Origin of the sequence: uncultured Oribacterium sp., from assembly GCF_902481605.1 — a bacterium.
Lineage (GTDB): Bacteria > Bacillota > Clostridia > Lachnospirales > Lachnospiraceae > Oribacterium > Oribacterium sinus.
Genome location: NZ_CABSXI010000016.1, coordinates 13,861 through 28,626, shown reverse-complemented (window position 1 = coordinate 28,626; position 14,766 = coordinate 13,861). Strand labels below are relative to the sequence as shown.

Genomic DNA, 14,766 nt, shown 5'->3' with positions numbered 1-14,766 from the left:
ATAGTATCATGTGGAAAATAATTATTTGTTAAAAACACTTATTTCTCGCTTTCACTAAGTACCGGCGGGCTCAGATTGCCCCCGTTTTAGACCTATGCTGTTTGGCATCTCTGATATTTCATCTCTAATATGCTTTATAATTCATCTTTCTTTTTTTATATCCCTTTTCTTTCAAGCTAAAGAAGAGGGTTTTAAAAACATACAGATTGGAAAAGCATTTAGAATAAAAATGTTTATAAGGAGGATATAGCTATTTATCCATTAAAGAAAATCATTGTAGTCAGTCACTGTGTTTTGAATCAAAATGCTGTGGTGCATGGCTTGGAGCGTGCAAAAGGCGCCTTTCCCCTGGTCGAAGAAATTCTAAAGAGGGGAATAGGCATAATTCAGCTTCCCTGTCCGGAATTCTTGTATCTGGGAAGCAATCGTCCTTCAATGAATAAGGCTGAGTATGAGAAGACGGAAGGCTATGCCGAACATTGCCGAAGGATTTTAGAGCCTGTTTTTTGGCAGTTGGAGGAGTATCAGAAAAACGGTTATGGCTATCTTGGTGTTTTAGGGATTCAGGAAAGCCCCAGCTGTTCTCTTTCCTCTCCCCCAGGAATTCTAATGGAAAAATACATGGAAGAAATGGAAAGAAGAAACTGGACACAGGCCTGTTTCGAAGTGCCGGTATTTTATGACGAAGAGGAGAAGGACGGAAAATGGGAAGAACTTAGAGCCTACTTTGTTTCCTTTTTAGAGGAAAAGCAGGAAACTATGGATAAAACGCAGAGAAACGGCAATAAAAAGAAAAGCAAGAAATAGTAACGAAATGAAACTGTACAAAAATCCATGTATTAAGAACAGGGATAGCAGGTAGAAGAGAAAGCAGAAATAAGTAATGGAGATAAGATAAAAAAAGCAGAATAGAAAGAAAATGAAGGAGAGAATAATGAATAAGCTAAATAAAAATACGAAGATTTTGTTGATTTGTGCACTTGCAGTGGTGGTAAATGTGGTTTTTGGAGATTTTGTCAGCATGCTAAAGATACCCCTTCTTTTTATGGATACCATCGGCACCATTTTCATTGCGGCATGCTACGGTATGGGCTATGGCGTTCTTACCGGTGTGGCCACCAACCTTTTGATGGGCTTTACAGCCAGCCCCAGCGCAATCCCCTTTGCCTTGGTTAATGTAGTGGTTGCAGTCGTGGTAGCCCTGATCAGTAAAGCCGGAAAGAAGGGCTTCAGCCTTCCCAAGGCAATCCTTGCAGGACTGCTTTTAGCCATTTTATGCCCAATGGTTGGAGCTCCCATTCGTATCTTCCTCTTCGGAGGACTGACCGGATCCGGAACAGACTTGGTGATTATGGCCTTAAAGCAATCCGGTCAAGAGCTCTTTACCTCCGTTTACCTTGGAGCAGTCAGTGGAAACTTGGTGGATAAATTGCTGTCCTGCGTACTGGTGTCCCTCCTCTTACAAAGACAAGCTATGAAACGAAGCCTCAGCTTGGCCTAAAAGAAGTTACGCCCATTTTCCGGACAGGCTGTAAATCTTCGCCAAAAGACCTCCCAAAAACTTGCCGTGAAGCTTCCTGAATTGTTCCTTTTCTTCCTTTAGGCGGTTTTTGTTCTTCATTTGCTTTCTGGTTTCCGCCTCTTCGTGTCTTCGATAGGAAAGCAAAGCCTTCTTAATATAGAGGAAACGCCCCTCTTTATCCGCCAAATGCAGGAAGGCATCCCAATCCGTAATAAAACGATAGTCATTTTTGAATAATAATCTTCTGCAATGTGCTGTCACATAGGTACAGCTGGGGCAGGAGATGCTGTTGCCAAAAAGCAGGGGAAGCTTTTTCCAGAGACTCTTTTCCGTATGATGGGTAAAATGATAGGGAAGTCGTAGGATTCTTTTCACTTTCTCGGTAACATTCGGCAGCTTCTGTCCCATACCGTCAATGTCCTGCACCGCAGTAAAAATCAAGCTGGCATCCGGATAGAGGGAATAGGCATGCTCCACAGCCTTAGTGTAATCTTCATGATACAAATCGTCCTGATGGGCAATGGTCACCAGTTTTGCTCTCTTTCTGCCTACCTCCAAAGCAAAATTCCAATCCCTTGCCAAAGAGGGCTCTCCGTTTCGAACAAACAAGGGCAAACGATATTCTCTGGAAATCCTCTTTAAAAATGCATTGGGAGTTGCGGTGCAAAGATAAATAGGAGATGGATTTTTTTGCTTTAAAAGAGATTGAATGCATGCTTCCAGATAAGAGGATTCTCCATAGCAGGGAATGACAAAGGCATGCAACACCTTCTTTCTCTTCTTTAAAGCAATAAACTTTCTTTCCGGAAGCCCTCTTACGCCTCTTTCCTCTGCATGAGCGGTGGCTTTTTCGATAAATGCCTCTGTTTTTTCCTTTGCTGTCTTAAAAAATCTGCACCTTCTGGCTTTTCGCGCTTTAAAGGAAAGGCCGGATTTTTCCGAGTTCTGAAGGATAGCTTGTGGCTGTTCTACCTTCCGTTCCGGTTCATGCGACAGCTCCTGCTTTTCTTCCTCCAGAAAGCGGTTTACACCGCCCTTAGCCTTTTCTCCTTCTGCAAATATTCTTTTCTTCAATGCTTCCTTATCCATTTTTACTCCTTTGGCATTGCGGTAAGATTCATAATGCTCCTATTTTAACAAAAAATTAATTTTATTTCTACCGTTATTCGGAAGCTTTTTCCCATAATCCAGGTTTTTTCCCTAACCTCGGGGTTTTCCTTTAATTATAAGAAGGGACTGTAAAAATCAAAATAGTTTTCTAAACAATATAGGTCTAAATTTGGGGCACGCTCTCGCTAGCTTCGCCTCGTAGCGGATACTAAGCGAAAAACTGCGTTTTGCTTGTTTTTCGCAAGTACCGACGGGCTCAGACTACCCCCTCATTTAGACCTATATTGCCGAAAATCTATTTTTTTTGATTTTTATAGTCCCTTCTTCATGAGCTTATATTTTTGCTATTCCGGGTTATGCCTTCTTCTTTCTATAGAATGTATTGTCCATAGGAAGCTTAGTTCTGAACTCATGGTCAAAGGCATAATAAGCATTGGCAATGGCCGGAGCAATAGGAATGCTGGCAATCTCTCCGATACCCTTAGCGCCGTATGCAAATGGGATAGGAGTATCTCTTTCTACATAGATGGCGTGAATATTCGGAATCTGGTTTGCACGAAGCAGTCCCAAGGTTCCAAGCTTAGCAGTGGGTACGCAATCCTTTAAGGGGAAGTCCTCAGTTAAGGCATAGCCCATTCCCATCAATACTCCACCTTCAATCTGTCCTTGAATCGCAACCGGGTTTACAACCTTTCCGGAGTCATGGGCAGCATACACATCCGTTACCTGTCCCTGCTCATCCAAGAGTACCAGATTGGTTGCAAAGGCATAGGCCACGTGAGACTTGGGGTTGGGGAGGTCAGCGCCAAGCTTATCTGTGGGATCAAAGAACTCGAAGAAGTATTCTTTTCCTTCCAATGCGGAAAGGTCTCCGCCTACCTTGTCCAAATCTCCCTTAATCTCTAAGGCAATTCCCTTTACCGCCTCACCGGTAATCAGAGTCTGACGGGATCCGGAAGTAGTTCCGGAGTCCGGAGAATCCTCTGTGGATCCCTTGGAAAGATCAATCTTCTCCACCGGTAGACCGGTACTTTCGTGCATCATCTGCATAAATACGGTACGGCAGCCCTGTCCGATATCGGAAGCCGCAGTATACAACTCTACCACGCCGTTCTTAATAACCGCTCTGGCTCTTCCCTTATCCGGAAGACCTACACCTACACCGGCATTCTTCATGGCACAGGCAAGACCTGCTCTACCCTTGTTGGCTTCGTAGATGTCCTTTATAGCCAATAAGGTTTCCTTAAGGGCTGTAGATGAGTCCGCAATCTGTCCGTTGGGAAGAACCTTTCCCGGCTCGATGGCATTACGGAAACGAATTTCCCAGGGGCTGATGCCTACCTTCTCAGCCAGCTTATCAATCAACATTTCCAATGCATACTCACTTTGACACACACCGAATCCGCGGAATGCTCCTGCAGGCGGGTTATTGGTGTAATAACCGTATCCATAGATATTGGTATTCTGATAGGTGTAAGGACCTACAGAGTGCGTACAAGCTCTCTCCAGTACCGGTCCGCAAAGGGATGCATAAGCTCCGGTATCGAAGTAGATTTCACAATCCAAGCCCTGGAAAATACCGTTTTCATCACAAGCCAGAGTAAAGGTACCCTCCATGGCATGACGCTTGGGGTGGAAGTTGATGGATTCCTGACGGGTAAACTTTACCTTTACCGGTCTTCCCACCTTTAAAGCCATCAGCACGGCAATATGCTGTACGGAAACGTCTTCCTTACCGCCGAATCCGCCGCCTACCAGCTTGTTCTCTACCACGATTCTGGAAGGATCCCAGCCCATCATGATGGAAATTTCTTTTCTGGTGTCATATACACCCTGGTCACTGGTATAAACCTTCACGCCGTCCTTATAAGGGAAGGCAATGGCGCACTCCGGCTCCATGAAGGCATGCTCGGTAAAGGGGGTCTTAAAGCTGTCGGTTACTACATACTTTGCTCCCGCAATGGCCGCCTTGGCATCTCCACGGGTTACGTGTCTTTGCTGGCAAAGATTTCCGTTAGGATGAAGCTTAGGAGCATTTTCCGCCTTAGCCTCTGCAATACTTCTTACCGGTTCCAGCACTTCGTACTCCACCTTCACCAGCTTCTTAGCAGCCTCTAAAATAGAAGGAGTCTCTGCAACGATTAAGCAAAGGGCGTCTCCGATGCAACGGGTAGTGTCGCCTTCAGCAATCATAACATCCCAGTCCTGCTGAATATGTCCCACCTTGTTGTTGGGAACATCTTCAGCCTTTAAGATAGCAAGAACACCGGGAAGGCTCTCCGCCGCCTCTGTATTAATCTTCAAAATCTTGGCTCTCGGATACTCTGTACGAACAGCCCCACCGTAAACCATGTTTTCCATTTCCACGTCATCAGGATATTCTCCGGTTCCCAGAACCTTCTCTCGAACATCCACACGGAAGGCGGACTGTCCAACCTCGAAGTCTTCTCCGGTCTCCAGATCGGACTGAATCTTTTCTTCGCCCCGAAGTACCTTTGCGGCAAGCGCAATTCCTTCAATAATCTTCTTATAGCCTGTGCATCTGCAAATGTTGGAACGGATGGCTTTCTTAATGTCCTCTTCTGTGGGATTCGGGTTCACGTCAATTAAAGCCTTGGCGCTCATCACCATACCGGGAATACAGAATCCGCACTGTACGGAGCCGGCACGTCCAAAGGCATAGACATAGGCTTCCTTCTCCTGAAGGCTCAGTCCCTCAACGGTAACAATGTTCTTTCCCACTGCCTTTTTGGTGGACAAAATACAGGAACGTACAGCCTTTCCATCAATCAAAATGGTACAGGTACCGCAGGCTCCTTCACTACAACCGTCTTTTACGGACTTGCACTTTAAATCGTCACGAAGAAAACGAAGCAAAGGCTTATCTTCCTTTGTTTCCACCTCTTTTCCGTTTACAATAAAACGAAATACATCCATCTCTTCCATAAGCATCTCCTACTTCCTAAACTCAATTTAACGACGAAGGTATCCTCTTCCCTTTTTACTCTCTCCTAAGCCAATGCAGATAAAGGAATGTTTCCTTTTCTTATCGACTAAGCTTTTCATTGTTTTGAAAAGCCTTCGCTTGCTTATCGCAATCTGTACCCCTGCAGGATATCTCTTTATTTTTTAGGTCGCTCCTGTAATCTAAAAAATAATTATGTCGTTTACAAATTAACAATATGATTATAAACGAAAGCGGTGAGAGTTACCACCCTCACCGCAAAGACTTCCCTTTTTTCCAAAAGAGAGTAAAAACTTTTGTGCGATTTGCCTAACAAATTTTTAGGCAAAACCAAAATATTTTTTAGTTTGCTTTCTGAAGATTTTCCTTCACTACTCTTTCTACGGCATTTAAAATATTTTCATAACCTGTACAACGGCATAAATGTCCGGAAATGAGCTTTCTTAACTCGTCTCTGGTATAGTCCTTTCCTGTTCCCACAATCTCCACAGCGGTAAGAATCAGTCCGGGAGTACAGAAGCCGCACTGCACCGCTGCTTCTTCGATGAATGCGGTCTGAACCGGATTTAACTCTCCGTTTGGCCCCTTAAGACCTTCTACGGTAAGAACGGACTTTCCGTCTGCCCACATAGCCAGGTAGATACAGCTGTCCACTGCCTCTCCGTTTACCAAAACGGTACAAGCTCCGCACTCTCCTACCTCACAGCCCTTCTTTACAGAAGTTAAGTCAAGACGCACTCTCAAGGCATCCAGGAGAGACTCTCTCTCATCTACAGCCAGTTCCACATCTCTTCCATTCACCTTAAAATGAATAATTTTAAGCATTGATCTGTCCTCCTTGTAAAACAATGGCTTCCTTTAAAGCACGCTTTGCCAACTCTGAAATCACCTGTAAACGGAACTCCTTGGAAGCTCTCCAAGAGCTTCTGGGACGAACCTCTGTTAAGGCGATATTTACATAGTTCTCAATTCTTTCCGTATCGGTGCAAGCCGCACCCTTCAGGCTTTCCTCCGCCTTCGGACAACGAATGGGCGTAGGAGCCGCTACACCGTAGCCCAGTCTTACTTCTTCAATATGCTTCTTCTCTTTGTCCAGCTTTACCATTACCGCACAGCCCAGAGTGGCAATCTCCATTGCCTTTCTCTTTCCGTACTTAATGTATTTTCCGCTGAAGCCTTCGTAATCTTCTTTCTTGATTAAGAAGCCGGTACAAACTTCATTTTGCTCCCGGACAGTCTTTCCCGGGCCGGTATAAAACTCGGAAATCGGAACTCTTCTCTCCCCATTGGGGCCTGTCAGGCAAACAATGGCATTTAAAACCTGCATGCCTGCTGCAGAGTCTGCGGAGGTTGCTCCGTTACAGATGTTTCCGCCGATGGTTCCCATATTTCGAATCTGGGGACCTCCAACGGTGTCCACGGCCTCTCCCAGCATGGGGATATGCTTTTGTACCAGAGGGTCATTGGTCAAATGGGTAAAGCAGGTTCCTGCTCCAATGAAAAGGTCTCCGTTGTCCAAAAGCTTTACGCCCTTTATTTCTTCAATATTTTTAATTGATACCAGCACTTTCCCCGCATCCTTTCCCTCACGAACACGAATCAATACATCGGTTCCGCCGGAAATGATTTCCGCATTGGGATTGGCAGTTAAGGCCTGCACCGCATCCGCTACATCCTTTGCTTCATGAAATCCCTGTAAATCAAACATGTCTTTATCCTCTCCTTTACCATAAGATAAATATCACTCTTGTGTTTTACGGACGGGAATCCCGCTTAAAACAGGAGCCCCTGTCCTCTATGTTCTATACAATCTTGAGAAGAAACCGGCATAGGGAGGAAGCCCTCCCTATCGCTTTCCTCCTTAGTCTACAGAGATTGTCTTAATTAATCCTGCCTCGCGGAAGGCATCTGTGAGTCTCTGGCTGGTCATCGGCGCCACATTCATGGCAACGCCGGTAGCCTGTAAGATAGCGTTTCTTACTGCAGGAGCCGCTGCAATAACAGGAGGCTCTCCTAAGGACTTATTACCGTAGGGGCCGGTGGGGTCCTCCAGCTCTACAAAATCCACTTCCAGATCGGGAACGTCCATAGCGGTAGGAATCTTAAAGTCTAAGAGGTTGGCATTTAATACCTTTCCGGTCTTCGGATCTACCAGTAAATCCTCGGATAAACCGAAGCCAAGGCTCTGTGCCATTCCGCCGTGAACCTGACCCCTTGCGGTATCATGGTTAATAATGATTCCGGAATCATGCACTTCCACGATTCGTAAAATCTCCACCAAACCTAAGGGCATATCCACTTCCACCTCGGCATAGCACACACCGGAGGAGAAGGTATTGCTCTTACAGTGGTTGGTACATTCCGCCGCAATATGCACGGACTTATCCAAAGAATAGAACGCGGTGTCTGCCAAAATAGCAAGGGGAAGTAATGGGTTTCCGCTCTTCTTTTCCACAATCTGAGAATCCACCAAATCTAAGGAATCCTTGGAAATCTCTGTCTCTTCGGAAACGGAAAGAAGCTCTCGAATCTTCTTTGCCGCAGCGCTAACCTCTTCAACATATACGGTTTTGGAGAAATCCTGTACCGCATTGTTTAACATATATTCCGCATAGTCTAAGATACGATCCTTAAACTCCTCTGCCACCTTCTTACAAGCCATACCGGAAACATAGGTCTGGCGGGAAGCGTAAGCTCCTGTATCGAAGGGGGAGGTGTCTGTATCCTGGGTAGATCCGATATAGACCTCCTCGTAGCGAATACCGGAGGCTTCTGCTGCCATCTGGGTAAATACGGTATCCGCACCCTGTCCGATTTCCGTAGCTCCCATAAAGAGCTGGCAGGAACCGTCCTGATTCAATACCATACGAGCCGCAGCAGTCTCTAAAGCGATAGGATGAACACCGGTCTTATAGCAGAAAATCGCCATACCGATACCTCTTCTCTTGTCTCCGCTTTGAGGCTTATCGTACTCCGCTCTCTTCTCCTTCCACTTGGCAAGCTCCGCCCCCTTTAACATAGCCTCTTTTAATCCATAGGAGTGGAAGGTAATGCCATTGTGCGGATCCTTAAATCCTGCAGGAATACAGTTCTTTAAACGAATCTCCAGAGGATCCATTCCGATTTTTCTTGCTAAATCATCGATTAAGCACTCGGTAATCCATACAGACTGGGGAATACCGTATCCTCTCATAGCACCTGCTGTAGGCGCGTTGGTATAAACAGTCCAGCAGTCTACCTCTGTACCGATCTTATCAATATATAATTCTTTGAAGACATTTCCGCAGTTTGCACAGATGGCGTGGCCATGGGAAGCGTAACCTCCGTTGTTGGCAAAGGCTTCCATCTTTCTGCTAAGAATCTGTCCGTCCTTTGTTACCACAGCCTTGGTATGTCCGGTAATCTGATGTCTGGTTCTGGTGCCGTAAATGGTTTCCTCACGGGAAATCTCCAAGCGCACCGGTCTTCCTCCCACCTGCATGGACATGTAAGCATTTAACGGCTCATACAATACGTCCTGCTTGTTACCGAAGCCGCCGCCGATATAGGGTTTAATAATACGAACTCTTCCTGCAGGAACCCCAAGCGCCATAGCGGTATATAAACGAACGATATGGGGAATCTGGGTGGAGCAGACAATGGTAATCTTATCATTGACATCCACATAGGCAAAGGATACAGGAAGCTCGATATGGCAGTGAGAAATCTTCGGCGTATCATACACTTGCTCGTGGGTGACGATGTTTTCCTCTCCGTACTCTTCCTTGGCCTTCTTAAGACCTTCCTCAAAGGTATAATCCTTCTCTCCCATGGTCATGTGGCTATGAACGATAACATTGTCCTTACGAAGATCCGGGTGAAGCGCCTGAGCTCCTTCCGCCAATGCCTCCTCCACGGTGGTCATCACAGGATATTCTTCGTACTCCACCTTTAAAAGGCGAAGAGCCTGGTCACAGGCCACTTCATTTTCCGCAATGACGCAGGCAATATCATCTCCATAAATCCGGACTCTCTGATTCAGAAGCTTTCTGTCACAGATATCCTGGTGGGCTTTCTCTACAGACCAGGGGTGTCCTGCTGTGGGGAATTGAATATCCGGCACATCAAAGCAGGTAAGAATCTTTACGACTCCCGGTACCTTCTCCGCCTCACTGGTATCAATGCTCTTTACCAAACCATTTCCGATGGTGGAATGGTAAACCTTACCGTGCAAAATATTCTTCGGCTCTAAGTCCGCAGTATACTTTGCTTCGCCTGTGACTTTTCCATAGGCATCAACACGAATCTTATCTTTCCCTACTGCACGCATGGAAACCCTCCTGACTGTTTGCAAATGCATCCATTGATTACGAAAATACAAGGCCTTCTTCCTCCGGAATGGCTTTGTCTAAGTATAAAATCACCCATTTCTGGAGTCTATTCACAGTTTTTGCCAAGCTTTTTTGGTGCTTCTGTCATAAATTTAACAAAAAAATTTTTTTGATAATCTAAAATTTTGTACTGACTGGCAAAAATCCCTTCCATTACAGCTTATCCTTGCATCTTCCTACAAGCTTGATATTACTGGATTTTTTGCCAAAATGCCATTTTAATATTTCCAAGGTTTTTCCTTTATTTTTAGAAATTTCCGTGAACTTGTCTAATTTTTGGTGCATTGTCAAAATATAGACAAGCACTTTACAGGATGTTACAATACAGTCCAGATTCTTGTTATAGGATTTTTTATCTTTTTGAAAAAACAGGAAAGATTTCTATGAAAAATCACAAAAAGGAATAGCTACATTTTCAAGGAAGAAAGCTCTACAGTCCGACATCGGAAAATGCTGCTTGGGAGCAAATCAGGAAGCTCCTTAGGCACAAACCATTGAAAATATCTATTCCCCGGTGATATTTCAGGAATCTTTTTTCTTTTTCAAACAAATGAAGGAGGAAAAATGAGTCAAGAAAAGTCAGTAGCGCGCATGGAGAACATTTACAAGCTGGACGGAAGAGTGCCCATCGGAAAGGCCATCCCCTTCGGCTTACAGCATGTCTTAGCCATGTTCGTATCCAACCTAGCCCCTATTACTATTATCGCAGGAGCCGCTCAGCCCGCCCTTACCCAGCAGGAAATCGCCATGCTCTTACAAAACGCGATGTTTGCCGCAGGTATCGCCACCTTTATCCAGCTGTATCCGGTCTGGAAGATTGGCGCTAAGCTTCCTATCGTAATGGGTGTAAGCTTTACCTTTGTGACCATCCTATCCACCATTGCCGCAAACTTCGGTTACCCCACCGTCATCGGTGCCGTAATCGTAGGCGGTTGCTTTGAAGGTGTTTTAGGACTTTTGGCAAAGTATTGGAAGAGAATCATTACTCCCATCGTTGCCGCAACCGTAGTAACCGCCATCGGCTTCTCCCTTTTTACCGTAGGTGCTCGTTCCTTCGGCGGAGGCTACGGAGATGACTTCGGTTCCAAAGAAAACTTAATCATTGCCACCGTAACTTTACTTACCTGCATCGGCTGGAGCATCTTCGTAAAGGGCTATATGAAGCAGCTTTCCGTATTGGCCGGCTTGATTGTTGGATATATTCTTTCCATATTTATGGGCAAGGTAGATTTAAGCCTGATTTTCTCTGACGGCTTTGTGTCTTTACCAAGACTCTTCCCCTTTACCCCACAGTTTAATATCGGAGCCATCCTTTCCGTTTGTATTATCTTCCTGGTTTCCGCAGCAGAGACCATCGGAGATACCACAGCCATGGTAGCCTCCGGACTAAACAGAGAAATTACCGAAAAGGAAATTTCCGGTTCTCTGGCATGTGACGGATTCGGATCCAGCATTTCCGGACTTTTCGGCTGTGCTCCCGTAACCTCCTTCTCCCAGAACGTAGGCCTTATCGCTATGACCAAGGTGGTAAACCGTTTCACCATTGCAACCGGTGCAGCAGCAATGCTGTTGGCAGGACTTCTGCCCCCTGTAGGACATTTCTTCGCTTCCCTTCCCCAGAGCGTTTTAGGGGGATGCACCATCATGATGTTCGGAAGCATCGTAGTCTCCGGAATGCAGATGATTGCTTCCTGCGGTTTCACCCAGAGAAATATCGTTATCGCTTCTCTTTCTTTGGCAGTAGGAATCGGCTTTACCTCCAGCACGGAGAGCAGCATCTGGCATATCTTCCCCTCCATCGTACAGACCGTATTCGGGGAAAATGTCGTAGCGGTAGTCTTTGTTGTTGCTTTGATTTTAAGTGCGATTTTGCCTAAGAACATGGAGGTGGCAAAGCTTACAGAGTCTGTAGAAGAAGAGAAATAAAAGAAAAAGAAGAGAAATAAAAGAAGATTTACATGCTTTGCAGGTAGTACTTGTTAAGCATACAGAAAAGAAAAGCAAGAGCTACTCTTGCTTTTCTTTTGCTTTAGTCGTACAATATTTTGTACAACTAATTCGAAGGAGAAAAACTATGGAAGCTGTTGCCTATTCCAATTTCAGACAGAATTTAAAGCAATACATGAAGCAGGTAAATGAAGATGCTGATGCGCTGATTGTAACCGCAAAGGATGCGGAGGATACCGTAGTCGTACTCTCTAAAAGAGAATATGACAGTTTGCAAGAAAGTCTTAGAATTCTATCCAATTCTTATTTAATGGAAAAAATACGACGTGGAGATACACAATTCCGAAAAAAACAATTCCAAACCCATGACTTGCTTGAGGTAAAAGAAGATGATTAAAGCCTGGTCCGATGAGGCATGGGAAGATTACCTCTATTGGTATGCCCAAAATAATAAAAGTACCATCAAAAAGATTCATCGCCTTATTGAGGCGATAGAAAGAAGTCCCTTCTCAGGAATCGGCAAACCGGAGGCTCTAAAATACGAGCTTAGCGGAAAATGGTCCAGACGTATCACGGAAGAAGATCGGCTGATTTATGCTATTGAGGATGATGTATTATACATCTATTCCTGCAAGGATCATTATTAAAAAAGGCGCTGTAAAATCAAAAACATTTTCTAAGCAATTTTGATTTTTACAGCACCTTTTTCTATGTTTTATTTCTCTTATTCGAAAAAATGATTATTCCAAAGCTTGTTAGTCTGTTATGTCAAAGAATAAATTCTCCGGCTCTTTCTCATACAGCTCTACCGTATAGAAGTACTTCAGCTTAGACTGTACTTTGTCGTTCTTCTCCGGTGTGAAGACCAGTTTTTCTTCATTATTACTGCTCAGCTTTTTCACAGGATAACGCTTCATTGCCTGCAAGCTATCATCCGGCTCGGTAAGATATAGTGCGGTTAATTCTCCGTAGATATCCCACTCTGCACCGTAAACTACGGCAATCTGATTTCCGCTTGTATTAAAGCCACTATGCTCCAGAAGCAGAACCTCTCCCTTTTTCAAATGCTCCAAAACCTTCTCGGAAAAGTCGGAAGGATTAACTTTCCGCTCATCAAAGAGAGCTTCATTTTTTAAGTTCTGGGGAAGGGTGCTATTCTGTGCTTCCTCTCTTCTCAAGTTGGAAGCGGAAGCTGTTGCCTCTGAACGAGAAAGGGTGGACGCGCTGGCTCTTTGGCTTTGACCGGCTTCCTGTGTCTTTGGATACAGGGCATAAGCACTGGACCTTGTAGGAGCAACGGCCTCGGTATAAAGCTCATCCAGACTATGGAGTTTTCCAAAGATTTTCGCCTTAAAACTTCCGCTTTGAGGGCTTGTTCCCCGGAGAGTCACCACGTCACTACTTCTTTGTAAAAGGGCATGCCGTAAAGCATCTCGCTCTGCCGCATAGTAGCTTAATCTGGAAATGTAGTTCTCTTCTCCTGCGCCATATACTCTTTCCGCTACATTCGCAGTATCATAAAAGCCGGAAGAAGCGGTTTGGGGAATGCTTTCAAAGGCGTAAGTATTCTTTGCAATAACCAGATTCTCATCTTTTCTAAAGCTTCCTGCATTTAAATCGACACCCTTGGCAAATAAAGCGAATCTGCTGTCTCCCTTCCTATTAATCTCTTGAAGGCGATAAGGCTCTGCTAAACCGTTTTTAAATTTCTCCTGAGTCTCTTGGAAAGCCGCCTCTCTCTTAGCCTGCTGCTGTCTTAAAAGCTCAGCATTTTCACGGTCTCTCCGCTCTTGTGCTTCTCTTGCTTTTCTAGCAGCCTCTTTTTGTTCCGCTCTCTGCCTATCCAGGCGTTCTTGTTCCTGCTTAGCACGTTCCCTAGAGCGTTCCTCAATTCCTTGTTTTCTACGTAGCTCATTTTGCAAATGGAAGCTATACAGCTCTTCCTTTGTTGCAAAGGGATTCTTGGTAGAGGGGTTATAGCTGGTCTGCCAAGCACTGCTGCTTGAACCGGAGGAACTTCCGCCTCCGGAAGAACTTCCCCCGCCGCCGGAGCCGCCACCGGAAAAGCTTCCGCCACCGCCACCGGAGCTGGAACCGCCACCTCCGCCGCCGGAGCCTCCTGCACTCTTCACCACGCCGGAGAACTTCACCGCTCCTGCATTGGCCTCTGCAGCCTGGGACTGGGAAGCTCCTGTAGCCTCAGATTTTACCTGCGCCACAAGACTTACGATTTCCTCCAGACTCTTGCCTTCTTTTCTGGCCTGCTCCGCTACCGCTTCCTTTTCTTTCGTGCTCTGTACGCCCTTGGAAAGATCGAACAAAGGCTCGCCCTTCTCATTGGCGCACTTTCCGCCCTCCTGTACAAAGAAGCCGTCCGGTGTCTTTTCATTGTGATACATTCTTCCGGAATCACCGGCAAAGTAATAACAGTAGCCGTCAACCCACTGCCAACCTGTAGCCATCTTTCCCAAAGAATCCGCCTTGGTGTCCAGGAAGAACCATTTTCCGTCCTTCTCCATCCATCCACTTTTTAAATTCTTGCTCTGGGGATCCACAAAGTACCACTGTCCCTTGCTTTCCACCCAACCGGTCTTCTCCTGACCGTTTCCGTCCACGTACTTCCAGTTGTTTCCATCCTGTTGCCATCTTCCTTCAGAAGCCGCAGTACCCTGTCCCTCCGCGAAAGCCTGTCCGCTGAACAAACCAAGCAGAATGGCCGTAGCCAAGGGAAACAGTACTCTGTCTATTCCTTGTTTCTTCATTTTGCCTCCATTCCGGAAAAAAGAAGGACCTCCCTGACCGACTTTTCTCTATTCCTAAGGGGTAATTCGGCTCTGCAATATGCTGCAAAG

Annotated in this window: 11 protein-coding genes; 5 read left to right on the top strand and 6 right to left on the bottom strand. The window is 45.5% G+C overall.

Annotated elements, in window-relative coordinates:
* Positions 1 to 246 precede the first annotated feature (246 nt).
* Both RDQ32_RS04520 and RDQ32_RS04515 read left to right on the top strand, forming a co-directional pair.
* A complete protein-coding gene (locus tag RDQ32_RS04520; protein ID WP_330700280.1) occupies positions 247 to 807 on the top strand; it encodes a CD3072 family TudS-related putative desulfidase in 561 nt (186 codons plus the stop codon).
* Positions 808 to 934: 127 nt separating this feature from the next.
* Entirely contained in the window at positions 935 to 1,501 is a 567-nt protein-coding gene (locus tag RDQ32_RS04515; protein ID WP_308579274.1) for a CD3073 family putative ECF transporter S component, read from the top strand.
* A gap of 6 nt (positions 1,502 to 1,507) precedes the next feature.
* Here the strand turns inward: RDQ32_RS04515 and RDQ32_RS04510 are convergent, their stop codons facing one another.
* The 5 genes from RDQ32_RS04510 to xdhA all read right to left on the bottom strand — a co-directional run bounded on the left by RDQ32_RS04510 (position 1,508) and on the right by xdhA (position 9,906).
* On the bottom strand, positions 1,508 to 2,611 hold the full coding sequence (locus RDQ32_RS04510; protein ID WP_308579273.1) for a glycosyltransferase family 2 protein: 1,104 nt from the start codon (positions 2,609 to 2,611) through the stop codon (positions 1,508 to 1,510).
* Between the two features lie 375 nt (positions 2,612 to 2,986).
* A complete protein-coding gene (xdh, locus tag RDQ32_RS04505) occupies positions 2,987 to 5,569 on the bottom strand; it encodes a selenium-dependent xanthine dehydrogenase (RefSeq protein WP_308579282.1) in 2,583 nt (860 codons plus the stop codon).
* Positions 5,570 to 5,939: 370 nt separating this feature from the next.
* The gene (xdhC, locus tag RDQ32_RS04500) at positions 5,940 to 6,422 is read right to left on the bottom strand and encodes a xanthine dehydrogenase subunit XdhC (protein ID WP_308579272.1); all 483 of its coding nucleotides are present in this window, start codon (positions 6,420 to 6,422) and stop codon (positions 5,940 to 5,942) included.
* Entirely contained in the window at positions 6,415 to 7,305 is an 891-nt protein-coding gene (gene xdhB, locus RDQ32_RS04495; RefSeq protein WP_007157739.1) for a xanthine dehydrogenase subunit XdhB, read from the bottom strand. The genes xdhC and xdhB overlap by 8 nt, the downstream gene beginning before the upstream one ends.
* 153 nt (positions 7,306 to 7,458) lie before the next feature.
* On the bottom strand, positions 7,459 to 9,906 hold the full coding sequence (gene xdhA, locus RDQ32_RS04490) for a xanthine dehydrogenase subunit XdhA (RefSeq protein ID WP_007157740.1): 2,448 nt from the start codon (positions 9,904 to 9,906) through the stop codon (positions 7,459 to 7,461).
* A 625-nt stretch (positions 9,907 to 10,531) separates the two neighbouring features.
* Between xdhA and RDQ32_RS04485 the strand changes: the two genes are divergently transcribed.
* The 3 genes from RDQ32_RS04485 to RDQ32_RS04475 all read left to right on the top strand — a co-directional run bounded on the left by RDQ32_RS04485 (position 10,532) and on the right by RDQ32_RS04475 (position 12,561).
* Complete coding sequence (locus tag RDQ32_RS04485; RefSeq protein WP_308579271.1) at positions 10,532 to 11,893, top strand: nucleobase:cation symporter-2 family protein; 1,362 nt, start codon at positions 10,532 to 10,534, stop codon at positions 11,891 to 11,893.
* Between the two features lie 148 nt (positions 11,894 to 12,041).
* Entirely contained in the window at positions 12,042 to 12,311 is a 270-nt protein-coding gene (locus RDQ32_RS04480; RefSeq protein ID WP_007157744.1) for a type II toxin-antitoxin system Phd/YefM family antitoxin, read from the top strand.
* Complete coding sequence (locus RDQ32_RS04475; RefSeq protein ID WP_308579270.1) at positions 12,304 to 12,561, top strand: Txe/YoeB family addiction module toxin; 258 nt, start codon at positions 12,304 to 12,306, stop codon at positions 12,559 to 12,561. The genes RDQ32_RS04480 and RDQ32_RS04475 overlap by 8 nt, the downstream gene beginning before the upstream one ends.
* Before the next feature lie 108 nt (positions 12,562 to 12,669).
* On the opposite strand, the gene RDQ32_RS04470 is transcribed toward RDQ32_RS04475, so the two are convergent.
* On the bottom strand, positions 12,670 to 14,676 hold the full coding sequence (locus tag RDQ32_RS04470; protein WP_007157746.1) for an N-acetylmuramoyl-L-alanine amidase family protein: 2,007 nt from the start codon (positions 14,674 to 14,676) through the stop codon (positions 12,670 to 12,672).
* Between the last annotated feature and the right edge of the window lie 90 nt (positions 14,677 to 14,766).

What these genes read in the sequence shown, in the direction of transcription:
- RDQ32_RS04515 (WP_308579274.1), top strand. Translation starts at nt 935, where the DNA reads ATGAATAAGCTAAATAAAAATACGAAGATTTTGTTGATTTGTGCACTT.
- RDQ32_RS04510 (WP_308579273.1), bottom strand. Translation starts at nt 2,611, where the DNA reads ATGGATAAGGAAGCATTGAAGAAAAGAATATTTGCAGAAGGAGAAAAG.
- xdh (WP_308579282.1), bottom strand. Translation starts at nt 5,569, where the DNA reads ATGGATGTATTTCGTTTTATTGTAAACGGAAAAGAGGTGGAAACAAAG.
- xdhC (WP_308579272.1), bottom strand. Translation starts at nt 6,422, where the DNA reads ATGCTTAAAATTATTCATTTTAAGGTGAATGGAAGAGATGTGGAACTG.
- xdhB (WP_007157739.1), bottom strand. Translation starts at nt 7,305, where the DNA reads ATGTTTGATTTACAGGGATTTCATGAAGCAAAGGATGTAGCGGATGCG.
- xdhA (WP_007157740.1), bottom strand. Translation starts at nt 9,906, where the DNA reads ATGCGTGCAGTAGGGAAAGATAAGATTCGTGTTGATGCCTATGGAAAA.
- RDQ32_RS04485 (WP_308579271.1), top strand. Translation starts at nt 10,532, where the DNA reads ATGAGTCAAGAAAAGTCAGTAGCGCGCATGGAGAACATTTACAAGCTG.
- RDQ32_RS04480 (WP_007157744.1), top strand. Translation starts at nt 12,042, where the DNA reads ATGGAAGCTGTTGCCTATTCCAATTTCAGACAGAATTTAAAGCAATAC.
- RDQ32_RS04475 (WP_308579270.1), top strand. Translation starts at nt 12,304, where the DNA reads ATGATTAAAGCCTGGTCCGATGAGGCATGGGAAGATTACCTCTATTGG.
- RDQ32_RS04470 (WP_007157746.1), bottom strand. Translation starts at nt 14,676, where the DNA reads ATGAAGAAACAAGGAATAGACAGAGTACTGTTTCCCTTGGCTACGGCC.